The 23,159-nt window shown below is 44.6% G+C and carries 20 protein-coding genes; 2 read left to right on the forward strand and 18 right to left on the reverse strand.

Annotation, left to right across the window (positions count from 1 at the left end; all coding sequences use genetic code 11):
• Positions 1 to 4: 4 nt before the first annotated feature.
• From KGMB01110_RS01765 to KGMB01110_RS01780, 4 genes are all read right to left on the reverse strand, one after another.
• Positions 5 to 1,015 carry a carbohydrate kinase family protein gene (locus KGMB01110_RS01765; protein WP_119297378.1) on the reverse strand — a complete coding sequence of 337 codons (1,011 nt, stop codon included), beginning with the start codon at positions 1,013 to 1,015 and terminating at the stop codon, positions 5 to 7.
• Positions 1,016 to 1,024: 9 nt separating this feature from the next.
• Positions 1,025 to 2,212 carry a cupin domain-containing protein gene (locus tag KGMB01110_RS01770; protein ID WP_119297379.1) on the reverse strand — a complete coding sequence of 396 codons (1,188 nt, stop codon included), beginning with the start codon at positions 2,210 to 2,212 and terminating at the stop codon, positions 1,025 to 1,027.
• Positions 2,213 to 2,624: 412 nt separating this feature from the next.
• A complete protein-coding gene (gene ptsP, locus KGMB01110_RS01775; RefSeq protein ID WP_117601944.1) occupies positions 2,625 to 4,244 on the reverse strand; it encodes a phosphoenolpyruvate--protein phosphotransferase in 1,620 nt (539 codons plus the stop codon).
• 49 nt (positions 4,245 to 4,293) lie between these two features.
• Positions 4,294 to 4,551 carry an HPr family phosphocarrier protein gene (locus KGMB01110_RS01780; RefSeq protein WP_117601943.1) on the reverse strand — a complete coding sequence of 86 codons (258 nt, stop codon included), beginning with the start codon at positions 4,549 to 4,551 and terminating at the stop codon, positions 4,294 to 4,296.
• 374 nt (positions 4,552 to 4,925) lie between these two features.
• Here KGMB01110_RS01780 and KGMB01110_RS01785 point away from each other — a divergent pair, with 374 nt between their 5' ends.
• On the forward strand, positions 4,926 to 5,126 hold the full coding sequence (locus KGMB01110_RS01785) for a cold-shock protein (protein WP_117601942.1): 201 nt from the start codon (positions 4,926 to 4,928) through the stop codon (positions 5,124 to 5,126).
• Between the two features lie 198 nt (positions 5,127 to 5,324).
• Here KGMB01110_RS01785 and KGMB01110_RS01790 read toward each other — a convergent pair whose 3' ends face one another.
• From KGMB01110_RS01790 to KGMB01110_RS01810, 5 genes are all read right to left on the reverse strand, one after another.
• Positions 5,325 to 5,762 carry a thioesterase family protein gene (locus KGMB01110_RS01790; RefSeq protein WP_117601941.1) on the reverse strand — a complete coding sequence of 146 codons (438 nt, stop codon included), beginning with the start codon at positions 5,760 to 5,762 and terminating at the stop codon, positions 5,325 to 5,327.
• 57 nt (positions 5,763 to 5,819) lie between these two features.
• Positions 5,820 to 7,055: a serine hydroxymethyltransferase gene (gene glyA, locus KGMB01110_RS01795; protein ID WP_119297380.1), complete on the reverse strand. Its 1,236-nt coding sequence runs from the start codon at positions 7,053 to 7,055 to the stop codon at positions 5,820 to 5,822.
• Between the two features lie 64 nt (positions 7,056 to 7,119).
• Positions 7,120 to 11,649 carry a PolC-type DNA polymerase III gene (locus tag KGMB01110_RS01800; RefSeq protein ID WP_119297381.1) on the reverse strand — a complete coding sequence of 1,510 codons (4,530 nt, stop codon included), beginning with the start codon at positions 11,647 to 11,649 and terminating at the stop codon, positions 7,120 to 7,122.
• A gap of 3 nt (positions 11,650 to 11,652) precedes the next feature.
• Positions 11,653 to 12,714, reverse strand: coding sequence for a flavodoxin-dependent (E)-4-hydroxy-3-methylbut-2-enyl-diphosphate synthase (gene ispG / locus KGMB01110_RS01805; protein WP_117601938.1), 1,062 nt, complete (start codon positions 12,712 to 12,714; stop codon positions 11,653 to 11,655).
• 80 nt (positions 12,715 to 12,794) lie between these two features.
• The gene (locus KGMB01110_RS01810) at positions 12,795 to 13,253 is read right to left on the reverse strand and encodes a hypothetical protein (protein WP_117601937.1); all 459 of its coding nucleotides are present in this window, start codon (positions 13,251 to 13,253) and stop codon (positions 12,795 to 12,797) included.
• 270 nt (positions 13,254 to 13,523) lie between these two features.
• On the opposite strand from KGMB01110_RS01810, the gene KGMB01110_RS01815 reads away from it, so the two are divergent.
• A complete protein-coding gene (locus KGMB01110_RS01815) occupies positions 13,524 to 13,883 on the forward strand; it encodes a helix-turn-helix domain-containing protein (protein ID WP_119297382.1) in 360 nt (119 codons plus the stop codon).
• A gap of 265 nt (positions 13,884 to 14,148) precedes the next feature.
• Here KGMB01110_RS01815 and KGMB01110_RS01820 read toward each other — a convergent pair whose 3' ends face one another.
• The 9 genes from KGMB01110_RS01820 to rho form a co-directional block, all read right to left on the reverse strand.
• On the reverse strand, positions 14,149 to 14,658 hold the full coding sequence (locus tag KGMB01110_RS01820) for a COG2426 family protein (protein WP_117601935.1): 510 nt from the start codon (positions 14,656 to 14,658) through the stop codon (positions 14,149 to 14,151).
• Between the two features lies 1 nt (position 14,659).
• Complete coding sequence (locus KGMB01110_RS01825; protein WP_119297383.1) at positions 14,660 to 15,736, reverse strand: pyridoxal phosphate-dependent aminotransferase; 1,077 nt, start codon at positions 15,734 to 15,736, stop codon at positions 14,660 to 14,662.
• A gap of 48 nt (positions 15,737 to 15,784) precedes the next feature.
• A complete protein-coding gene (locus tag KGMB01110_RS01830; protein ID WP_117601933.1) occupies positions 15,785 to 16,975 on the reverse strand; it encodes a pyridoxal phosphate-dependent aminotransferase in 1,191 nt (396 codons plus the stop codon).
• Between the two features lie 146 nt (positions 16,976 to 17,121).
• The gene (locus KGMB01110_RS01835; RefSeq protein ID WP_119297384.1) at positions 17,122 to 18,021 is read right to left on the reverse strand and encodes a DUF2156 domain-containing protein; all 900 of its coding nucleotides are present in this window, start codon (positions 18,019 to 18,021) and stop codon (positions 17,122 to 17,124) included.
• Positions 18,022 to 18,038: 17 nt separating this feature from the next.
• Positions 18,039 to 19,112, reverse strand: a complete 1,074-nt coding sequence (gene prfA, locus KGMB01110_RS01840) for a peptide chain release factor 1 (RefSeq protein ID WP_117601931.1) — start codon at positions 19,110 to 19,112, stop codon at positions 18,039 to 18,041.
• Positions 19,113 to 19,180: 68 nt separating this feature from the next.
• Positions 19,181 to 20,053 (reverse strand): peptide chain release factor N(5)-glutamine methyltransferase, encoded by an 873-nt coding sequence (gene prmC / locus KGMB01110_RS01845; RefSeq protein WP_117601930.1) that lies wholly within the window; start codon positions 20,051 to 20,053, stop codon positions 19,181 to 19,183.
• Between the two features lie 125 nt (positions 20,054 to 20,178).
• Complete coding sequence (locus KGMB01110_RS01850) at positions 20,179 to 21,132, reverse strand: DUF1385 domain-containing protein (protein ID WP_119297385.1); 954 nt, start codon at positions 21,130 to 21,132, stop codon at positions 20,179 to 20,181.
• Between the two features lie 173 nt (positions 21,133 to 21,305).
• Positions 21,306 to 21,506 (reverse strand): 50S ribosomal protein L31, encoded by a 201-nt coding sequence (gene rpmE, locus KGMB01110_RS01855; protein ID WP_117601928.1) that lies wholly within the window; start codon positions 21,504 to 21,506, stop codon positions 21,306 to 21,308.
• Between the two features lie 132 nt (positions 21,507 to 21,638).
• Complete coding sequence (gene rho, locus KGMB01110_RS01860) at positions 21,639 to 23,078, reverse strand: transcription termination factor Rho (RefSeq protein WP_117601927.1); 1,440 nt, start codon at positions 23,076 to 23,078, stop codon at positions 21,639 to 21,641.
• Positions 23,079 to 23,159: the final 81 nt, after the last annotated feature.

Consider the following 23,159-nt stretch of genomic DNA (forward strand, 5'->3'; position numbering starts at 1 on the left):
ATCCCTAAGATTTCCCATATTTTTCTTCCAGTTCCCAGATTTCTTTCTCCGGTCTCATGCCGTCTGTTCCGTTCATCTCCGAGAGGGAGCAGGCCGCCGAAGCTGCCGCAAGACGCATGGCCTTTTCCAGATGATATCCCTGATACCCTCCATACAGGATTCCGCTGCAATACGCATCTCCCGCTCCGTTAGTTCCCTTGATATATCCTTCCGGGAGCGACAGGCTCGCTACTTCCACTACCTCGCCGCTTTCACAGTCTAATCCGAAATTCTGCTTTGGCGAATGGATCACCGCCCACTTGGAGACGCCCAGTTCTTTTAATTTTTCCAATGCCTGTTTTGCAGTCTCCGAATCAATCTCTCCGTCTTTTACCAGTGAGATACCGGTCACAGCTTCCGCTTCTACCTCATTAATGGTGCAATAATCTGTATATTTCAAAGCACAGCGCACAATCCTCTGTGCCCGGTCACTCTGTTCGGAAACAATATCAATGGAGGTTTCCATTCCCCGTTCTCTCGCATCATGTAAAATTCTGGCTCCATGGGTTCCATATTCCGGATCTTCCTCATCCACTTTTGCCATCAAAAGAAGGTATTCCAGATGAAAGATCCTTGCATCTGCCTTCTCCCAGTCAATATATTTTTCTTCATACAGATCCGAAGATGCCGGAACAAAAAAGAAAGTTCTCTGTTTGGTGTCCTGCGCATTCATCACCAGTGTCTGCGCACTGATCCCTTCCCGTACAACTCCGGATACATCCACAGCCGGATACTGACTCAGACGTTCACAGAGCATATCTCCGTTTTCATCCGCCCCAACCAGAGCGCTTACCCGGATCGGAAGCTCTGGATCCATCTTTGCAAGATCCTGAATCAGATTTCCGGTTCCACCTACATAACTGACGGGATCTCTTGCTTTTGTAAGCATCCCTGCCTCCGGATACGTATCAATCTTATAAAATGTATCTGCAATCAGAGAGCCAGCTACCGTAATCCCCTGTTTTTCATGTTTCATCATTTCTTCCTACCATTTCTGAAGAATCTGTCCGTCCGGTCCGAAATGTTTCAGCATAACCAGCGGCTCATATTTGGAAATGTTGGTGATGGTAACTCCTTCCTGTGCCCGTTTTTTGCTGACAAAGAACTCATCTGCTGTCGCCTGTCCATAATGGATCAGGGTCGGAGCTTCGCACTGGAAGTTGCCAATCTTTCCATATCCCTCAATTACCACACATCCATAAGCGCACGGATCTTTGATGGTGACGGTTTTGCCCGGTTCTACGACCAATTCTTTTCCGCCCACAAAATCATTTCCATATACAATCCATTTCTGATCAAATCCATCTCCACTCTGCTCCTCTACCGGACGGTGGAAATACCGTTTTCTGTAATCCGGACAGGTATTCTTCTCCCAGTCAGCCACTTCAAAAATCTTTTCAATATCTTTTTTATCCTCTTCCGGAAGATAACCGGACAGATCATTGTAATGGAAGACTTCCCCATTGACCACATTTTCCCAGATCGCCATGACATCACTGTTCCACTGCGGTTCATAAGTACACAGAGATCCCGGTGCATGTACCACGCCTGCCGGAGTGTACCATCCGGTATCCAGCTCAATTCTAAACGCTCTGGAAAGCTCCGTAATTCTGGTGTCACGAACCGTAAAATCTTTCAGACGTTCAATGACTTCTTCCTTCGTTACGGAAGGATCAAATCCAAAATAGCTGACCGGCATCTGTCCCAGGTGCTGATTATACTGCTTCGGGAAGAAATAATGTTCGTGTTTCGGCTTCACGCCCACCTTCTCACAGGCTTCTTCTGCATGATGGATATGATGGAACAACGGCATATCATAATCATAGAACTTGGAATACATTGGCCAGGTTCCGTACTTTTCCATCAGTTCATCACCGATCAGATCTGCTCCCAGCTCATCCACAAACTCCTTGAAAAGAATCTTCTGTTCCGGATCGTCGTCTACATTGACAAAGCTCATTCCCTCAAATTCCTCTGCGCCTTCTGTCTCCACATGAGTAATGGAACTGAACCATCTCTCCACGATCGCACCGCGATCCATTCCCATTGCAAAATAATCATCCGGATGCAATCTCAGTCTGCGTCCCGGACGGTTAAACGGTCTCGGTACCCATGTCGGTAATAACTGTAAGATTCCATCTCCCTTTTCAAACACCTCTCTGACTTTTGACATACTGACTCCTTTCCGGCAGGCTGTCCTTTTCATCTTCCTGCCACACCTTGTTTTGCATTGTTTCCTAATTACACTCCGGTCATTTATACGTATAAATTTATGATAAGTTAAGTATAACTTTTCTGTGTTTTACTGTCAACATGTTTCCTGCAAATATCCAAATTATCTAAAATCATTGAACTCTCTGAAATGAATTTTGCTCTTGCAAATTGGGTTATAGAACAAATAATGTTGTTGCAAACCCTATTTCCTTTCCGGTGCAATCTTTTTGCGGGAATCATCAACTTCAATACAATACACAGACTATACTGCATACAAAAAAATCACCCCACCGTTAATATCTCCTCCGATCTCGGGGTCCATATTAACTGGCAGAGTGATCTCTCATCAGTTTCTTTATTCTGTTAATCTTTTACAGATCGCGAATCCGTTTTCTGAGCGGGAGAACCATTGCCGGTGATACGGACAGCTCATCCAGTCCCATCTTCAGGAATTCTTCGGTCAGTTCAAGGTCTGCACCCAATTCACCACAGATACCGATCCATTTTCCTTCGGCATGTGCATTGTCTGCTGCCATCTTGATCATGGAAAGGACTGCCGGATGGTGCGGATCATAGAACTCGTCCAATTTGGAATTCTGACGGTCGATTGCCAGGGTGTACTGGGTCAGGTCATTGGTTCCGACGCTGAAGAAATCCACTTCCTTTGCAAGCTCACGACTGACCATAACAGATGCCGGAGTCTCGATCATGATACCGGTCTCCACATCCTCTTTGTACGGAATGCCTTCCGCCTTCAGTTCATCCTTTACTTCTTCAATGATCTCTTTGATCTTCTTCACTTCTGCTACGGAAATGATCATCGGGAACATGATGGAAAGGTTTCCATAAACTGCTGCACGATATAATGCTCGAAGCTGCGTCTTGAAGATCTCCGGTCTTGTCAGACAGATACGAATTGCACGGTATCCCAACGCCGGGTTCTCTTCTTTATCCAGGTTGAAGTAATCTACCTGTTTATCTGCTCCGATATCCAGAGTACGGATGATGACTTTCTTTCCTGCCATCGTCTCAGCAACCTGTTTGTAAACTGCAAACTGCTGTTCCTCTGTCGGATAGGTTTCATTTTCCAGATACAGGAACTCACTTCTGAACAGTCCGATACCGCCGGCATCATTTTTCAGAACTGCTCCAAGATCTGCCACATTACCGATATTGGCATAGACATTGATCTTCTGTCCTTCTTTGGTAATGTTTTCTTTGCCTTTCAACTGTTCCAGCAGAGCTTTCTGTTCCAGATCTTTCTGCTGTTTTGCTTTCATCTCTTCCATGGTCTTCTCGTCCGGATCGATATACATGATACCTGTAAATCCGTCAACGATTGCCATCTTTCCGTCATATTCCTGCGTCAGGGCTTCTCCCAGACCGATAATAGCCGGAATATTCATGGTTCTTGCCAGGATTGCTGTATGGGAGTTTGAAGATCCATACATCGTTGTAAATGCAAGAACTTTGTCCTTATCAAGCTGTACAGTCTCACTCGGAGCCAGATCATCTGCTGCGATGATCGACGGTTCATCTGTCTGTACAATAGAATCTATGGTTCCTGACAGAATACCGAGTAATCTCTCAGAAATATCTTTGACATCGGCTGCACGTCCCTGCATATAAGCATCGTCCATGGATGCAAACATCTGTGCAAAATTATCAGACGTTGTAGCAATTGCATATTCTGCATTTACATTCTGTGTCTTAATAATGTTCTCTATAGATTCCACATAATCCAGATCTTCTAGCATCATCTGATGTACTTCAAAGATCATGGCATTTGCTTCACCTACATCTGCCATTGCCTTATCATAAAGCTTCTTCAACTGATCCAGTGCAATCTTCTGCGCATCTTTGAAACGCTGATACTCTGCATCAGTATCTTCTACATGTTCTCTCTTGATCGTCTTTTCGCTTCTTTTATAAAAAGAAATCTTTCCGATTGCGACACCACCGAACACACTTTTACCTGTTAATGTAATCATAATGTTCTCCTACTCCATTTCACAAATAAACTTCCCGATTGAATAGGTCTTACAGATTTTCTTTGAAGAATGCTTCCAGAGCAACGATTGCTGTCTCTTCATCTTCTCCTTCTGCTGTGATGGTCACTTCTTCACCTTTCTTTACGCCAAGTCCCATAACTCCGAGGATTCTCTTAGCATCTGCTGCTTTTCCAGCTTTGTCAATCATGATCTTTGACTGGAACTCTGCGGCTTTCTTTACAAGGATTCCTGCCGGTCTTGCGTGAAGTCCTTCCGGGTCTGTTACAACATACTTAAATTCTTTCATAATTCTTTCTCCTTTATCCATTCATTCATCATTTAGCTTAAAATGCTTTTGTATACCCCATAGTATATACTATTTTTTTGTACTTTTCAACGGAATCTGTCTCTAAATTAAGGGAAATTCGAAGGATGAAATAGTACAATTTTTGTGATGGCTTGCTTATTTTCCTTTTATGATTCCCATAATCCGCTCGATGGAATCTTTTCTTTTTACAATTCAAATCATATTTTGTCACTTTTTACGATAAATCCATAAACTCGTTGACTTCGATTGTGAAATGTGCTACTATATACAAGTATTGTTTTTACATTTTGTAATCAAAGTGTGCTCGTACAATACAAAACTATTATTTTTATTCACTATATGGAGGTAGCACAATGAGCACAGGTACAGTAAAATGGTTTAACAACCAAAAAGGTTACGGATTCATCTCTGACGCAGAGGGTAATGATGTATTCGTTCACTACACAGGACTGAACATGGAAGGATACAAGACTCTTGAAGAAGGTCAGGAAGTTGAATTCGAAGTAACTGAAGGAACAAAAGGACCTCAGGCTGTCAACGTAACCAAACTTTAATCAAAATTTAATTGTACCTTTTTTTATATAAATCAATGATTTAGATATTAAAAAGCACTACGGGAAAATTGAGATTAACAAGTGCGCAAAAACTGCCGCTTTCAAGGAATATTCCTTCGAAAACGGCAGTTTTTTTGTTAAATACAACTCTAAATTTTCCCACTATCTTCAACTATCCCGAAAAAGATTAAGACAGCTTTAGTTCTGTTTCTTGCCCTCAGCACGTTTCATGAATTTTTCATTTTCAATAATGAAACGCTCATGAGTTCCTGAGCCGATTTCTCCGGCTTCATCATAAGCTTTCACTTCAAACACCAGACGTTTTCTGTCTACTTCCACAAGCTTTGACTCACAGGTCACTTTCATACCCACCGGAGTTGCTGCTGTATGTTTGATATTGATGGCTGTTCCAACCGTTCCCTGTCCTTCTTCCAGGAAAGATTCCACGCTGGTACTTGCTGTATTTTCCATCAGCGCGATCATACACGGTGTGGCATAAACCGGAAGCAGTCCGCTTCCCATTTTCTGTGCTGTCAGTTCCTCTGTTACAAGGATCGTCTGTTCTTTTGTGATTCCAATTTCCAAAGTCTGTTCCTTTCCGCTACAGGTTTTATCTTTCTGTAGTCTGTATGACATCTCTCAAAAAATCCCTTTTCCCAGATAACATCCGCTCTATCGCAGATGTACCGTTAATTAGCAAAGCGGGTATTTCTCTGTCAGTTCTGCAACCATTGCCTTTGCTTTTGCTACATTCTCTTCGCTTTCAATCACCATTGCAATGATTTCAGCGATCTTATCCATGTCTTCTTCCTTCATACCACGTGTGGTCACTGCCGGTGTTCCCAGACGTACACCACTTGTGACAAACGGAGATCTTGGATCGTTTGGAATTGTATTTTTATTGCAGGTTACGTGTGCATCGTCCAGACGTTTCTCCAGATCTTTTCCGCTGATGTCTTTTTCTGTCAGATCTACCAGCATCAGGTGGTTGTCTGTTCCTCCGGATACAATCTTAACGCCTCTCTTCTGTAGCCCGTCGCTGAGTGCTTTCGCATTCTTCACGATCTGTTCCTGATAGGTCTTGAATTCCGGTTTCAGTGCTTCCTCAAAGCAAACTGCCTTTGCAGCGATCACATGCATCAGCGGTCCTCCCTGGATTCCCGGGAATACAGCTTTGTTGAAGTTGAATTTTTTATTATTCTCTTCGCTGGAAAGGATCATTCCGCCTCTCGGTCCGCGAAGGGTCTTATGTGTGGTTGTGGTAGTCACATGTGCATACGGGATCGGTGACGGATGCAGTCCTGCTGCCACAAGACCGGCGATATGCGCCATATCCACCATCAGGTATGCTCCTACTTCATCTGCGATCTCACGGAATTTCTTGAAGTCGATGGTTCTTGCATAAGCACTTGCTCCTGCAATGATCAGTTTCGGCTTATTTTCCAGAGCGATTTCTCTTACCTTATCGTAGTCGATCACACCCTCATCATTCACCCCATAGGAACAGATGTCAAAATATTTTCCGGAAATATTAACCGGTGAACCATGAGTCAGATGTCCGCCGTGATCCAGATTCATACCCATGACCTTATCGCCAGGGTTGATCATTGCAAACATCGCTGCCAGGTTTGCCTGTGCTCCGGAATGTGGCTGTACATTGACATACTCACATCCGAACAGTTTCTTTGCACGTTCTCTCGCCAGATCTTCTACAATATCCACGCACTGGCATCCACCATAGTATCTTTTTCCCGGATAACCTTCTGCATATTTATTGGTCAGCGGACTTCCCATAGCCGCCATAACGGCTTTACTTACCCAGTTCTCAGAAGCGATCAGCTCAATGTGGGAATTCTGTCGTTTCATTTCTGCCTGGATGGCTTCTGCAATTTCCGGGTCTTCCCGAAGGATCTCGTCAAACTCGTACATAATGTTCCTCCTCTAATGTCCTGTTGTTTCAATGATTTATATGGCACTCATTATAGCATGTGCTCTACGCAAAATCAAACAAAGATAACTGATTACTTTCCGGAAGATCTTTTAAGATCCCCAGTTCTACCATCAGATCGATCACGGTTTTACTTACTTTCGTCCTCTGTCTGAAATCATCCAGGGACAGATATTTTCCGTCTTTCGCAGCTTCTTCTACTGCTTCTGCCGCCTTTTCACCCATTCCGTCGATACTTGAAAACGGCGGAAGCAATTTGCCATCCACGATCTGGAACTTGGTCGCCTTGGATTTGTATACATCGATCGGCAGGAATTCAAAGCCTCTGGCATACATTTCCTGCACCAGTTTCATATCTTTCATGGTATCCTGCTCTTTCTTTGAAAGACTGTCGGAACGTTTTTTATAGTCCTGTATGTAATAATTCAGTTTGTCCTTTCCCTGACACATGATCTCATAAGAAAATGCGTCCGCACGGATTCCAAAATAAGCGCCATAATAAGCCAGCGGATAATTGATCTTACAGTATGCGATTCGATACGCCATCATAACGTATGCTGCAGCATGGGCCTTCGGGAACATGTAGCTGATCTTCTTACAGGAATCGATATACCAGTCCGGTACATCCTTTTCCTTCATCGCCACTTCCCACTCCGGTTTCAGCCCTTTTCCTTTTCGCACACTCTCCATGATAGTAAAGGACAACGCACTGTCTACCCCTTTGTTGATCAGATAGATCATGATATCGTCTCGGGTACAGATTGCCGTGGAAATGGTGGCGATTCCAGATTTGACCAGATCCTGGGCATTTCCGAGCCACACATTGGTTCCGTGGGACAATCCCGAAATTCGAATCAGATCAGACAATGACTGGGGCTTTGCATCCTGTACCATCTGAATTACGAAATCCGTACCGAACTCCGGAACTCCCAGACATCCAAGGGGACATCCTCCGATATCTTCCGGTGCGATTCCAAGGGCACTGGTGTCATGGAATAAGGACAGAACTTTCGGATCATCCAGCGGAATGGATGTTGCCACGAACGGATGCTCCTCATTGTATTCATTTTCCATCGCATCCGATGTAATATATTCTTCCAGCGTACGAATGATCGTCGGATCATCATGTCCCAGAATATCCAGCTTCAACAAGTTGTGGTCGATGGAATGGTAATCAAAATGGGTCGTAATAATATCCGTTGTGGTATCATTTGCCGGATGCTGCACCGGCGTAAATTCGTTGATATTGTGTCCGTGAGGCAGTACCACGATTCCTCCCGGATGCTGACCGGTACTCCTCCGGATTCCGGTACATCCCTGCACCAGACGGTCGATCTCACATTTCCGTTTCCGGTTGCCCCGCTCCTCATAATAATTTTTCACATATCCAAATGCAGTCTTATCCGCAAGGGTCGCGATCGTTCCGGCTTTGAAGGTATGTCCCTCACCAAAAATAACTTCGGTATATTTATGGGCTTTTGCCTGATAATCTCCAGAGAAGTTCAGGTCAATATCCGGCTCCTTATCTCCCTTAAATCCAAGGAAGGTTTCGAACGGAATATCAAATCCAGCTTTCACCAGCGGAGCTCCGCAGTTCGGACAGGTTTTGTCCGGCATATCGTATCCGCACATTCCTGCAAAGGCTTTGACCTCGTCGGATTCAAAGTCACAGTAATGACACTCGGTGCAATAATAATGGGGACTCAACGGATTTACCTCCGTAATTCCCGCCATGGTCGCTACAAAAGAAGATCCAACTGATCCACGGGATCCTACCAGGTATCCTGCCGAATTGGATTTCCACACCAGTTTCTGGGCGATGATATACATCACGGCATATCCATTGGAAATAATAGAATTCAATTCCTTCTCCAGACGGGAAGATACCTGGATCGGCAAATCCTCTCCGTACATCTCATGGGCTTTGTTATAACAGATATCCCTCAATTCCTGGTCAGAATTTTCGATGACCGGCGGACACTTATCCGGATTGATGGGCGCAATCTTCTCGATCATATCTGCGATCCGGTTCGGATTGTCAATCACGATTTCTTTCGCCTTCGCAGCTCCCAGATAGTCAAATTCTGCCAGCATTTCTTCTGTGGTACGCAGATACAGCGGAGGCTGGTCATCCGAATCCGTAAAGCCTTTTCCACTCATGATGATCCGGCGGTATACTTCATCCTTCGGATCCAGAAAATGCACATCACAGGTGGCAACCACCGGCTTTTTAAACTGTTCTCCCAGTTTTACGATCCTTCGGTTGATATCCTTCAGATCTTCCTCGGAATTTACCGCGGTCACCTTGTCGCTTTCGATCATAAATTTGTTGTTGCCAAGCGGTTGAATCTCATAATAATCATAGAATTCCGCCAGTCTGGCAATCGTCTCCGGGGGCTGGTTATCCAGGATTGCCCGGTATAATTCTCCGGCTTCACAGGCACTTCCGATGATCAGACCTTCCCGGAGCTTGTTGAATTCGCTCTTCGGAATCCTTGGCCTTCTCGCAAAATACTCCAGATGGGACATGGAAACCAGTTGATAAAGGTTATATCTTCCCACCGTATTCTGTGCCAGAATAATGGCATGATAAGTTGGCAGTTTTTTGATTGCATCTTTATTGGTGGATCCATACTGGTTCAGTTCTTTTAAGGTATGAATTCCACGATCCTTCAGCATTTTCACAAATTTTACAAAGATCTCTGCCGTAGCCGCCGCATCATCCACCGCACGGTGATGATTTTCCAGAGAAATATCCAGTGCTTTCGCTACGGTATCCAGCTTAAATCTTGAAAGTCTCGGTAACAGGACTCTTGCCATCGCCACCGTATCCACAGATGTAAATTCCGGAACAATGTCCTGATATCGACAGTTTTGCTCGATAAAGCCCACATCAAAGGACGCATTGTGGGCAACCAGTGTAGCATCTCCTACAAACTCCAGAAACTCAGGTAAAATCTCCAGAATATCCGGTGAATCCATGACCATCTCATCCGTGATACTGGTAAGCTGTGTGATCTTGTACGGAATCGGTACTTTTGGATTTACGAAGGTACTGTAACGTTCCGTGATCTCGCCCTGTTCCACTTTCACCGCGCCGATCTCTATGATCTTATCTTTGATGGAACTAAATCCAGTCGTCTCAATATCAAAGACCACATAAGCATCATCCAGCGTCTGATCTTTGGCTTTGATCGCAATATCCCTCAAATCATCCACCAGATACGCCTCAACTCCGTAAATAATCTTAAACGGATCATCCGCATCCAATGTCTCCAGATAATGGTTGGCATCCGGGAACGACTGCACCACTCCGTGATCCGTGATTGCGATGGCCGGATGTCCCCAGTCATGTGCCCGCCTTACAATATCTTTCACTTCCGAGACTCCATCCATGTCACTCATCTTCGTATGGCAATGCAGCTCCACCCGCTTCACCGCACTCAGGTCCTGGCGTTTTTCGCGGAAATCTGATGACTTCTTAATTCCACGGACAGATACAATGGTCAGTTCCCCGTCAAACCGGTCAAAGGAAGTAATCCCGCAAATTTTTAAAAATGCTCCTTTTTTCACTTCCGCCAGAAGATCCGGGAGCTGCTCGTTCTGCGTAAACATTTTCACGGTAATGGTATCCGTCTCATCGGTTACCGCAAACATCAGGATTGTCTTTTCATTTCGGATCTCTCTGGTATCCACGCTGATTACCATTCCGTGGAACGTAATTTCTCCCATTTCTCCCACGACCTGATCCAGACTGATCGGTTCAGAATCAAAATTCCGTCCCCAGATCAGATTCGGATCGTCAGAACCGGGGCCCCGTTTGAAGCCGCCCTTCAAAAAGCCTCCTTTGGAAAATCCTCCCTTTTGGAATCCGCCTTTTCCGTTTCCTTCTTTTGCCTTTCCATTTGCCGGACTGTCCTTTAAAATCTTCTTCTGCCCATCTGTTTCTGATTTCTTTTCTTCTTTTCTTTCTGCCTGTTTTTCTTCCTGGTATACGGTACTTCTGGCAAAGATCGCATTGATTTCTCTTTGCAATGCCACATCTTCCATTTCCGCTTCATTTGACTTTTCTTTTTCTTTAAACGTCATGCGTATTTCTGCCGGCATCCGGAACCGTTCCTCGAAAATCTTGTGAAGAAGCTTTAGGATACATTCTTTTTTCCCTTCTGCCACCACGGAAGACTCCATCTCAATACAGAGGATGTTTCCCTCTTCCACATGGTATTCTGCCTGTGCGAACATATTTCTGGCAAGGATACTGATCTGTTCCAGTTCCAGCAGGATACTTTCCCAGTACTCCGTGATCACATTTTCCAGAGTATACTGTCCCGAAAGCTGATAGGTGTCTCTCACCTGGATCTGGATCATATTCTGCCCAAATAACTGTTCCTTAATCTTTCTTTCCAATTCCAGAATCCTGCGTTTCTGGATCATATGATGGCTGAACAGATGGACTCTGATAAACCGACGGTCGGATGTGGTTGTTACTTTCGTCACTTCCGTCTCTTCAAACAGACCTCTTAAATCCTGATCTACTTTTAACGTTGGAAATACTTCAAAAAATCTTTTGCCCAACGACTACTCCTCCTTGTTCCAGTTCAACAATTCTTCTCTTAAAGTCGATAACAGTTCCTCTTCTTTTACTTTTTTTACGATTTCGCCTTTTTTGATCAGAAGTCCCTCTCCGATTCCTCCGGCAATTCCGATATCCGCTTCCTTTGCTTCTCCCGGACCGTTGACTACACAGCCCATGACTGCCACTTTCAGATCCAGATCGATATCCGCCACCATCTGTTCTACCTGATTGGCCAGAGAGATTAGATCGATCCTGGTTCTTCCGCAGGTCGGACAGGATACCACTTCAATCCCGCCTTTTCTTAAGTTTAATGTCTTAAGGATCAGTTTTGCCGTGCGGATTTCTTCCAGCGGATCCCCTGTCAGGGAAACCCGAATTGTGTTACCGATCCCCTCATTTAATATGATTCCAAGTCCCACGGAAGATTTGATATTTCCGGAATAAAGCGTTCCTGATTCAGTAATTCCCACATGCAGAGGATATGGACATTCTTTCGCAATCAGTTCATGCGCTTTCACACACATCATCACATCCGAAGATTTGATACTGACTACCAGCTGATCGTACCCCATCTTTTCGATCATGCGCACTTTATCCATAGCACTTTCCACAATGCCCTCTGCCGTAACTCCATGGTATTTTTCCACCAGTTCTTTTTCTAGCGAGCCACTGTTCACCCCCACACGGATCGGTACCTGATATTCTTTTGCTTTTTCTACGACCTTTCTGACCCGCTCTTCACTGCCGATATTTCCCGGATTGATCCGGATCTTGTCTGCACCGGCCTCGATCGCCGCAATTGCCAGCTTATAATCAAAATGAATGTCTGCTACCAGCGGAATATGGATCTGTTTTTTGATCTCTCTGAGTGCTTCCGCCGCTTCCATTGTAGGCACTGCACAACGGATAATATCACACCCAACCCGCTCTAACGCCAGAATCTGACTGACCGTCGCCTCCACATCTTCTGTCTTTGTATTGGTCATCGACTGGATCGCAATGGGATGATTTCCTCCGATCGTCACACCGCCAATCTTAATTTCTTTTGTATGTTCTCTCAACATCCGTCTTCCTCCTTTTTCTCTTTTTTCAAGGAAAAACCCTCTGTGCGTTGAAAAAATTCACATGCACAGAGGGGTATACTCTATTGTCTGTCCAGGATCATCTGATCCCCATATTCCCGATCTGTCAAAGTCAGTTGTCCGGCTTCTACACTATAATCATAAGTCGTCGCAACCGAATCTGCCGCATCCCGAAGCTCCGCCTCATCGATACTGTCACCGGCTTTTTTCACCACCGCATCCAGATCCGTATCTTCTACATTCAGTGTAAATGTCTTGGTGTCTTTATCCATGCTGTATTCCATGGGAACTTTGACCTGACTGTCATCGAACTGTTCTGGCCAGGAAACATAGACTGTTGTCTTCCCCTTTACCGTCATTATCATTCCGCTTTCTTCATCCTGCCAACTGCCTTCCAGTGGATTAGAGCGAAACATCTTTGTCAGAAAAAATGCAACGATCAGAATGATCACAATCGTAGAAACCGACGATACGATCCTCCAGAGCCAGCTTCTTTTTTCTTCATCATTCTTTGCAAACATAACCTGTTCCTTCCTCATCTTATTCCTTATGGCAGTCTGACTTTTCCGATAACCTGAATGCTAATCCGAAAATCCCCTGCCCTTTAAGTCATTATAAATTGTTTCACAAACCCTGTCAATGTATTCCCTCCCACTGAATTTTCAGTTTGTCTATATCAAATTTTCACGTTTCATTTTGAAACTTTATGTTTTTCATGTTGATATTTGACACCTTTTCTATATTCTAATACGGAAACTGTTAAAATATACATATCTTACAGGAGGTGCTTCATGACATTCGGACAGAATCTGAAATATTTACGCGAAATACATCATGTCAAACAAGATGATCTGGCTGCATATTTGAAAGTTACCCGATCCGCTATCGCAGGCTATGAAACCCGTGGAAAACAGCCGGATTATGAAAAGCTGATCCAGATTGCAAAATACTTTAACGTCTCTGTAGATTATCTTCTGACCGGAAAGCAGACAGATGCTTCCGCACCGTCTCAGGATCATCTGCCATATACCAGGATACAAGATCGTGAATTGCTTGCCACATATCAGGCCCTCTCTCCATTATCAAAGAGAAGATTATGGGATTATATGCAGGTTCTGAAACTTGCTGAACGCTCCGAATCAGATCAATAAAATTGTAGATCGTATAAAACATGAAAAGAGAGTCCGCACCGGACTCTCTTTTCATGTTATTTCTCTCTATACTTCTAATCTTTAAATCATTTCTCATTTCTTTCACAAAAGGAATGCATAAGGGAACATCCGAAGCCCCAGTACTTTCTGAGAGCGAGCATGAGCGCCGCTCGAAGAGTATCTCTCTATGGGGCAAAGGCCAGCGTAAGCGGTTCCCGTTGCAACCTTTTGCGTAAGAAGTAAACCTTCATATCTTTTGTATAAATTATGCAAAAATAGTTCCCAGCACCGTATATGACAATATCGTCATGATCACAGATGCCAGCAACACTCCGCAGATGATCGCCGGAAATGCTTTGCGGAACTTCACTCCTACCAGAGAGGCAATCAGTGCTCCCGTCCATGCTCCCGTTCCCGGAAGCGGAATTCCCACAAACAGCAAAAGCCCCCAGAACTCATACTTTTCAATCTGGTCACTCTTTTTCATTGCTCTTGCTTCCATCCGTTCCACAAAAGGCTTTAAATGCTTCGTGCCTTTCATCCAGTTAAAGATCGGTGTGATCAGCAACAGAATAAACGGAATCGGGATCAGGTTTCCTATGATACACACCGGAATTGCAGTCCACATCGGCACGTTCAGAAGCGCCGGACCTGCAGCAAGAAGTCCGCCACGAAGTTCCAGGATCGGTACCATGGAAATAATAAATATAATGGCTTCTTTCCCAACCTTTCCTCCCAGGTTCGTCATAAACCAGCTAATCAGCGCTTCACTCATATCAGTTCTCCTTGCTCATAATCTTCTTCAGGGTGTCAAACAATGCTTCCATCTCTTCCCTGGTTCCTATGGTAATTCTCAGATAGTCTTTTAATTTTCCCTCAGGAAAATATCTGACGTAAATATCATGTTCTTTCAGTTGTGCAAATATCTCACACGCCTGATACTCCGGATGGGTCACAAACAAAAAGTTGGCTTCCAGTCCAGGATATGTAAATCCAAGTTTTTCAAACTCTTCTGCCGCCCAGGCTCTGGTCTCTTTGATCTGGTTTACCCGTTTTTCAAAATATGCCTGGTCTTTCACAGCCTCCACTCCGCACAGAATGGATGGAAGGTTCATCGTATAAGAATTAAAGGAATATTTTGCATCATTCAACCGCCGGATCAACTCCGGATTACCCATGGCAAATCCGATTCTCATGCCGGCCATTGCTCTGGACTTCGAAAAAGTCTGAACCACAAGCAGATTCTCATAACGTTCCAGTAAAGCCGCAGCAGACTCTGTATTGTCCGCAAAGTCAATATATGCCTCATCGATGATCACCACAGAATCCTGATTCTTCTTCAGAATCTCTTCGATCATTGTCAAAGATTCACCCACTGAGGTCGGCGCATTCGGATTCGGGAAAATGATTCCGCCGTTTTCTTTCTCATAATCTTCCATTCGGATATGAAACTCCTCATCCAACGGCTGACACTCATAAGGAATCCGGTAAAGTCCCGCCCATACTTTATAGAAAGAATAGGTGATATCCGGGAAAAGTATCGGCAGATCGGAATTGAAAAATGTAAGGAAACACATCGACAATACGTCGTCAGATCCCACTCCCACAAAAACCTGATCTTTCCGGAGGCCATATCTTTCTGCCAGTTCTGATACCAGCGCATTTGCCGTCGGATCAGGGTACAGACGCAGGCGATCCGGCTCCATCTTTCTTAAGGTCTCCTCCACCCCTTTTGCCGGCGGATACGGATTTTCGTTTGTATTCAGCTTAATCACCTTACGCTGTGGCTGTTCTCCCGGTACATAAGGCTCTACTTTTCGAATTTTTTCCTGGATTTTCTCACTTAATGCCATCTTTTTCTCCTTGTGTTACTTCCTGTTATCAATCACTTATACGAATTTTTACAGACCATATTCCTTTGCCATCTCCGCAAATTTCGGAAGGGAATTTACGATAGTCTCATAAGAGGTACAGTAAGCCAGTCGCACATATCCCGGACACGCAAAGGAACTTCCCGGAACGATCAGAATATGATATTCTTTTGCCTTTGCCACAAATTCTTTTTCATTTGCAACCGGAGACTTCACAAACAGATAAAAGGCTCCCTGCGGCTTAATACATTCATACCCCAACTCTCTCAGTCCGTTATACAAAGTCTCTCTGTTACGGTCATAGAAGGAGATATCTGTCTTTTCACCAATACATTTCTCTACCACTTTCTGCTGAAGTGTCGGTGCATTGACAAAACCCAGAATCCGATTGGCAACATTTGCTGCACTGATCAGCGTCTCACTATCTTTCACCTCATCAGGAATTACCAGATAACCGATCCGTTCTCCCGGAAGCGATAAAGATTTGCTGTAAGAATATCCCACGATCGTATTGGCATAATATTTTGTCAGATACGGTACTTCCACACCATCATAAGCCAACTCTCTGTACGGCTCATCGGAAATCAGGTAGATCTCCGTCTGGTATTCCTTCTGTTTTTTCACCAGAATCTCTGCCAGTTTCTGAATCGTAGCCTCTGAATAAACCACACCGGTCGGGTTGTTCGGTGTATTAACGATCACTGCTTTGGTTTTTTCTGTGATCTTTTCTTCAAACTCATCCAGCTTAGGCTGAAAATCCACGGTATTCGGTGATATTTCTACCAGGATTCCGTCATAATTATCCACATAACTTCTGTATTCTCCAAAATACGGTGCAAAGGTGATCACTTCGTCCCCTGGATTCAGAAGTGCTTTCAGGATCACATTCAATCCTCCTGCGGCTCCCACCGTCATCAGAATATTTTTTGCCGAAAAAGCCGTCCCGAATCTTTCATTCAGAGACTTTGCCACACAGTCGCGTACCTCTCCATATCCGGCATTGCTGTTCGTGTATCCATGGAGCACCAGCGGATCTTCCACCTCCAGAAGTTCTGCAATCGCTGCCTTTACGGCCTTTGGTGCCGGAACATTCGGATTACCGAGGCTGAAGTCATACACATTTTCTTTTCCGAATTCTTTTGCCATCCGGGTTCCTTCTTCAAACATCGCACGGATTGCAGAACTGTTTGCTACCATGTGTTCCATCTTTTTCGATATCATATTCTTTCCTTCTTTCCGTTATGTGTTTCTTTTACGCTTTTATCTTTCAGTGCATCTCTTTTTCCATTTTTCACTGCACCTGTCTTTTTGAGTCTTTCTTTTCCTCTTCAGAGCCGGTTTAACCTGCTGTTTTCTGTGATTCTCCCTTATTTTTTCAGAGTCACATACCCCTTTTCTTCCAGAAATGCCGGACGATAGGACATTTTTGCCTGACGCAGCCCATCTGCCCCAGTATCCTCTTCTCTGTTCACATATTGATAGTCCATACATTCATGCTGGACAAACTGCTGGTTGATCATCGGATAAGCACCGTCCACATCCGCATAAGCCTTCTCAATGTGCACCACGAAAGTATCCTCACAGAGTTTTTCTCCCATGGTAAAAGCAACGATCTCTCCTTCCACACGGAGTACGCCTCCCACCAGATTCAGTTCCCGAAACAGTCGAAGCGAATTGAGAGACACGCACATTTCCGCGTTTTTCTCTTCGTCATCTTCACATCCGTTCAGATTTCTCCACTTCAAAGCCATCTGGAAGCACTCTTCCACATTGTCTTCTGTCAGGGTCTCGTAGTCCCAGTCTTCATGGACACTTTTAAATTTGTTGATATGATTTCGCTTTCCGTGAAGCTTTTTCCCGGAAAGCGTCTCCAGTTTCTCCCGTTCATAAACATAATCTGCCTCATCCCGGTCATATTCGATCTGGAATTTCCCCGGGAAAAAGGTTTCTAACTGCGCAAACATTTCCGGCGTCACACTGTACATGGAAAATTCATATCCCTGTTCCTCTGAGTAAGCTTCCATCACAGACAATGCACGCTTCACGGCGTCCGCCTCCCCTGCCGGATATGCCCAGGAAAGATGGGTCTCATCCTGGCTCTTGAATACCAGTGCATCTTCTATGATCGCCCAAGTCACCGGATAATGTCTGGACCAGAGATAGACATTTGCAAAGGTTCTCTCACAGCTTCGGCTTGGAGCTTTCCCGAAATAGGATGTGATAATCTCCCGATCTTCCAGCTCTGTTTTCTTAAATTGATATTGCATGTTCTTTTTTCTCTTTTCTAATTCTCATTCATTTTCGCCAGTTTGGCTGCCTGGTCTGCCGCGATCAGGCTGTCAATGATTTCATCCAGATCTCCGTCCAGAATGGAATCCAGCTTGTGAAGAGTCAGTTTGATTCTGTGATCCGTCACACGTCCCTGCGGGAAATTATACGTACGGATCTTTTCCGACCGATCTCCTGTACCTACCTGGCTCTTTCTTGCTTCCGCTTCCGCATCATGCTGTTTTGCCAGTTCCAACTCGTAAAGTCTTGCTCTTAAGACTTTCAACGCTTTGTCTTTATTCTTTAACTGAGATTTCTCATCCTGACAGGAAATTACAATTCCTGTCGGAATATGTGTCAGACGTACCGCAGAGTCCGTGGTATTGACACACTGTCCACCGTTACCGGATGCACGGAACACATCAAAACGACAATCGTTCATATCCAGTTCCACATCCACTTCTTCTGCTTCCGGCATAATTGCCACCGTGATCGTGGAAGTATGGATTCTTCCGCCGCTTTCCGTCTCCGGAACTCGCTGTACACGGTGTACTCCACTTTCATATTTCAGTCTGGAATAAGCGCCCTGACCTGAAATCATAAAGACACATTCCTTAAATCCGCCGATTCCGTTTTCATTTAAAGAAATCATCTCTGTCTTCCATCTTCTGCGCTCTGCATAGTGTACCAGCATCCGGTAGATCTCAGCCGCAAACAATGCCGCCTCATCACCGCCTGCGCCGGCACGAATCTCTACGATAACGTTCTTGTCATCGTTTGGATCTTTTGGCAGAAGCAGAATCTTTAATTCCTGTTCCAGTTCTGCAACTCTTGCACGAGATTCAGACAATTCCTCTTTTGCCAGTTCCCGCATCTCTTCGTCTGATTCTTCTTCCAGCATTGCCAGTGAATCTTCGATATTCTGATTACATTTTTTATATTCTTTATAAGCTTCTACGATCGGGGCAAGATCACTTTGTTCCTTCATCAGTTTGCGGAAACGTACCGTATCATTGGCTACGTCCGGTTCCTGAAGTTCTCCCATTACTTCTTCGTAACGAATGAGTAAATCTTCCAATTTATCAAACATCTGCTTCTTCCTTTCTCTGTCCGTAACACTTCTTTATCTGTAACCTTTACATTTTTCTGATCAACATCTTATTTATCATACACGCCAGCCACCACACGGTCAAGCCCCGCCAGGTCCTTTTTCACGCTGACCGCAGAAAATCCGGAGTCTTCCAGCAATCCGCTGACAGCTTCTCCCTGATCGTATCCGATCTCTAGGATCAGCGTTCCTCCCGGCTTCAGATAACTCCCAACACCCGTTGCGATCCTGCGATAAAAATCCAGCCCGTCTTTTCCACCATCCAACGCCTGATAAGGATCATAGATTTTCACTTCTTCCTGAAGTGATTCAATCTCCGCCGTTGCAATATATGGAGGATTCGACAGGATCAGGTCAAACGTTCCGTCTGCCGCATCCCACAGATCCCCCTGACAAAATGTTGTCTGAACCAGTCCCTGCCTTTCTTCTTCTGCGAGCAACTGCGTTGCATTAGCCTTCGCCACATCCAGGGCTTTTTCACTCAGATCCGTTCCCAGACCGGAAAGATCTGTCCTTTTGTGTTCTGCCGCATATTTCAGCACGCTGATCAGAATACATCCGGAGCCGGTACACAGATCCAGAACCCGGTCTCCGCTTTTTATCCGGGAAACCGCTTCTTCCACCAGGACTTCTGTATCCTGTCGCGGAATCAGAACCGATTCATTGACCATAAATTTATATCCCATAAATTCCCAACTGCCCAACAGATATTGAAGCGGAATTCTTTGTTTTCTCTTTTCAGCCAGTTTCAGTGTCTCTTCTGTCACTTCTGGAGAAATCTCCTGACCCGGATCCATGAAAAAATCTGCTTTCGTCCTGCCGGTGGTGTGTTCCAGAAGATACCAGGTATCTGTCACCGGTTCCGGAACCTTTCCCGATTCCAGCAGTGCCTGCACCTGTATTCTAAGATCTTGAATCGTCATTTCCGTTTCTTCTCCTGTATTCTTTCTATTAAATATAGCATCTAAAATAAAGTATCTGCTTTTCAACCATTTTCTGTACGGCTCTTTCTTCGCACGAACCTTACAGTTTCAAACCGGACTGTGGATCATACATTTTCCTCATCGGATTTCGCCGGAAAATTCTCTTCCAGATATGCCCGCCAGTCAAACACTGCTTCTACTGCTTTGATTCCGACTTCGATCATCCCATCATCCGGCTCTTTTGTGGTCAGATTCTGAACCAGAAGTCCCGGTTTGCTCAGAAGATTCACCAATACATTCTCACTGCGTCCTGCCAGACGGATAATTTCATAAGAAATCCCGGCAATCACAGGAACCAGCAGCAGCCGGATCACAATCCGTAAAATCTGTGACTGAGCTGTGATAAAGAAACACAGAACAATACTGACCAGCATCACGAAAAACAGGAAACTGGTTCCACACCGTTTATGCTGTCTGGAACTTTTCCTTACATTTTCCACCGTAAGCTCCATCCCATGCTCGATGCAGTTGATACATTTGTGCTCCGCACCATGATACATAAAAGTTCTCTGGATATCTTTCGTTCTGGAAACCAACAGCAGGTATCCCAAAAAAATCAGGAGTCTCGCCGCTCCCTCCAGTGCTGTCACTGCAAATCTGGAATTCATGCGTCGTCCCAACAGATTACTGATCCAGTAGGGAAGAACCATAAATAATCCCAGCGCCAGAAACACCGACAGGATCATCACCGCCGTCATAAAACGCCGCTCCTTTTTTTCTTCTTTCAACCGCTGCGCTTCCGTCATATTCTTTTTTGCCTGCGTTTCTTCTTCCTCTTCGAAAAAACTGGCAGAATACATCAGAGTACGCATCCCTAAGATCAGAGAATCTATAAAATTAAAAACACCCCGGACAAAGGGGATTTTTGCAAAGGTATTTCCGGAGGCGATGCCCTGATAGTGCTTCACATCTACTTCAATCTCCTGATCCGGTTTTCTTACTGCCACCGCATAGAGATCCCGATTCTTCATCATAATCCCTTCCAGCACAGCCTGTCCGCCTATATTTGATGACTTCATAATTCACCTTTCTTTATAACTTCGCAGAAAGCACCTGAAACATATTTCCCCGAAGTATCTTTTGATCTTAGCAGGCAATAAAAAAGGTACGCTGACCTTTTTATCATATACCTGGCAATAAACAAACAGGCTGAGATATAAACCTCAGCCTGCAGTCTTCATACATTTGATTCTTATTTAATACCATATTTCTTGTTGAACTTGTCAACACGTCCACGTGCCTGATTTGCTTTCTGCTGTCCAGTGTAGAACGGATGGCATTTGGAACAGATTTCTACGTGGATACTTTCGTTTGTAGATCCTGTTACGAATGTATTACCGCAGTTGCAAGTTACAGTTGCCTGATGGTATTCTGGATGGATTCCTTCTCTCATGATTTCACCTCTCTATTTTAATCTTTTATTCTTTGTTTATCTTCAATTTTAAACAGCTTTCATATTATAGCACAGACTTTTTTCTTTGGCAAGCCTTTTATATGATAAACTTATCAGCAAACTCATTTGACTTTATCCAATAAATTTCTGTCTTCTCAAAAGCTGCACCAGTTCGGCATTTGTCTTCGTCCGCGCGAACATATTCAGAAGATTATCAACCGCCTCTTCTGCCTTCAGACCGTTCATATTTCTGCGGATCATATCCACCGCTTCTCTCTCTTCTTTCGTCAGAAGAAGGTCTTCTCTTCTGGTACCGGATTTCGGAATATCAATGGCCGGGAATACTCTCTTTTCCTGGAGCTTCCGGTCAAGGACCAGTTCCATATTACCGGTTCCCTTAAACTCTTCATAGACCACATCGTCCATCTTGCTTCCGGTATCCACAAGGGCTGTCGCCAGAATCGTAAGGCTTCCGCCCTCTCTCATATTTCTTGCAGCTCCAAAAAACCGCTTCGGCATATGAAGTGCCGCCGGATCCAGTCCACCGGAAAGCGTTCTTCCTGACGGCGGTACTGTCAGGTTGTAGGCTCTTGCAAGACGTGTAATACTGTCAAGCAGGATCATGACTTCTTTTCCATGCTCTACCAGTCTCTTTGCACGCTCAATTACCATCTCCGATACCCGTTTATGGTGTTCCGCCAGTTCATCAAAGGTAGAATAGATCACTTCTACATTCGGTCCTTCGATTGCTTCCTTAATATCCGTTACTTCCTCCGGTCGTTCATCAATCAGCAGGATCAGCAGGTGCATATGTGGCGCACTCTTTTTCACAGAAAGTGCCACTTCTTTTAACAAGGTGGTCTTTCCTGCTTTCGGCGGGGAAACGATCATTCCTCTCTGTCCCTTACCGATCGGTGCCAGCAGATCCACCAGTCTCATTGCCATAGATCTTCCCGGCTGTTCCAGACGAATCCGTTCATTCGGGAAGATCGGGGTCAGATCTTCAAAATTCGGGCGTCGGCTGGCATCCGACGGTCGCATTCCGTTGACACTTGTTACATATAATAATGCACTGAATTTTTCCTGCTGGGTCTTTACTCTGGTATTTCCTTTTATAATATCTCCCGTCTTCAGGTTAAAACGTCGGATCTGGGAGGGCGATACATAGACATCATCATCCCCAGGCAGATAATTGGCACAACGAATAAATCCGTATCCGTCCGGCAGAACTTCCAGAATTCCGTCCGCAATATTTCCACTGTCTAATTGTTCCATATCGGAGCTGTCCTTTTCTCTGCGCTCCTGGTGTCCTTCTTCTGCTTTTCCGTCATACTCCCGGGATTCCCCGTCCCTTTTCTCCGAAAAATGAACCTCTTTTCCTTCTTTTCTTCCGGCTTTCGTTTCTTTTACAGCATCCTCTTCTTTTGCCTCTCTGGCTTCCTTTTCATCCAGGGCCATCATGGCATCGATCAGATCTTTCTTCTTCATGCCGGATATTCCCTTCATTTTTCTCGTTTTTGCCAGCTCTTTTAATGTAGCAAGAGGCAATGATTCATATTTTTCCCGTGTCATACCTGTCTCCTCTCCTGTCATTTATCTGCCGAAATACACATACGACAACCTTTTTGTTTCTTTTCAGCTATATCTAATTTT

The organism is Mediterraneibacter butyricigenes (assembly GCF_003574295.1).
Classification (GTDB): domain Bacteria; phylum Bacillota; class Clostridia; order Lachnospirales; family Lachnospiraceae; genus Mediterraneibacter_A; species Mediterraneibacter_A butyricigenes.

Excerpts from the sequence above, each read along its gene's own strand:
- ispG (WP_117601938.1), bottom strand. The coding sequence starts at position 12,714 with ATGTTGAGAGAACATACAAAAGAAATTAAGATTGGCGGTGTGACGATC.
- KGMB01110_RS01850 (WP_119297385.1), bottom strand. The coding sequence starts at position 21,132 with ATGAAGTCATCAAATATAGGCGGACAGGCTGTGCTGGAAGGGATTATG.
- KGMB01110_RS01830 (WP_117601933.1), bottom strand. The coding sequence starts at position 16,975 with ATGATATCGAAAAAGATGGAACACATGGTAGCAAACAGTTCTGCAATC.
- KGMB01110_RS01825 (WP_119297383.1), bottom strand. The coding sequence starts at position 15,736 with ATGGCATTAAGTGAGAAAATCCAGGAAAAAATTCGAAAAGTAGAGCCT.
- KGMB01110_RS01820 (WP_117601935.1), bottom strand. The coding sequence starts at position 14,658 with ATGAGTGAAGCGCTGATTAGCTGGTTTATGACGAACCTGGGAGGAAAG.
- KGMB01110_RS01780 (WP_117601943.1), bottom strand. The coding sequence starts at position 4,551 with ATGAAAGAATTTAAGTATGTTGTAACAGACCCGGAAGGACTTCACGCA.
- rpmE (WP_117601928.1), bottom strand. The coding sequence starts at position 21,506 with ATGAGAGAAGGAATCCATCCAGAATACCATCAGGCAACTGTAACTTGC.
- prmC (WP_117601930.1), bottom strand. The coding sequence starts at position 20,053 with ATGACGATTCAAGATCTTAGAATACAGGTGCAGGCACTGCTGGAATCG.
- glyA (WP_119297380.1), bottom strand. The coding sequence starts at position 7,055 with ATGTACGAGTTTGACGAGATCCTTCGGGAAGACCCGGAAATTGCAGAA.
- prfA (WP_117601931.1), bottom strand. The coding sequence starts at position 19,112 with ATGTTTGATAAATTGGAAGATTTACTCATTCGTTACGAAGAAGTAATG.
- KGMB01110_RS01835 (WP_119297384.1), bottom strand. The coding sequence starts at position 18,021 with ATGCAATATCAATTTAAGAAAACAGAGCTGGAAGATCGGGAGATTATC.
- KGMB01110_RS01765 (WP_119297378.1), bottom strand. The coding sequence starts at position 1,015 with ATGAAACATGAAAAACAGGGGATTACGGTAGCTGGCTCTCTGATTGCA.
- KGMB01110_RS01790 (WP_117601941.1), bottom strand. The coding sequence starts at position 5,762 with ATGTCATACAGACTACAGAAAGATAAAACCTGTAGCGGAAAGGAACAG.
- ptsP (WP_117601944.1), bottom strand. The coding sequence starts at position 4,244 with ATGATTACATTAACAGGTAAAAGTGTGTTCGGTGGTGTCGCAATCGGA.
- KGMB01110_RS01770 (WP_119297379.1), bottom strand. The coding sequence starts at position 2,212 with ATGTCAAAAGTCAGAGAGGTGTTTGAAAAGGGAGATGGAATCTTACAG.
- KGMB01110_RS01810 (WP_117601937.1), bottom strand. The coding sequence starts at position 13,253 with ATGTTTGCAAAGAATGATGAAGAAAAAAGAAGCTGGCTCTGGAGGATC.
- KGMB01110_RS01815 (WP_119297382.1), top strand. The coding sequence starts at position 13,524 with ATGACATTCGGACAGAATCTGAAATATTTACGCGAAATACATCATGTC.
- rho (WP_117601927.1), bottom strand. The coding sequence starts at position 23,078 with ATGACACGGGAAAAATATGAATCATTGCCTCTTGCTACATTAAAAGAG.
- KGMB01110_RS01785 (WP_117601942.1), top strand. The coding sequence starts at position 4,926 with ATGAGCACAGGTACAGTAAAATGGTTTAACAACCAAAAAGGTTACGGA.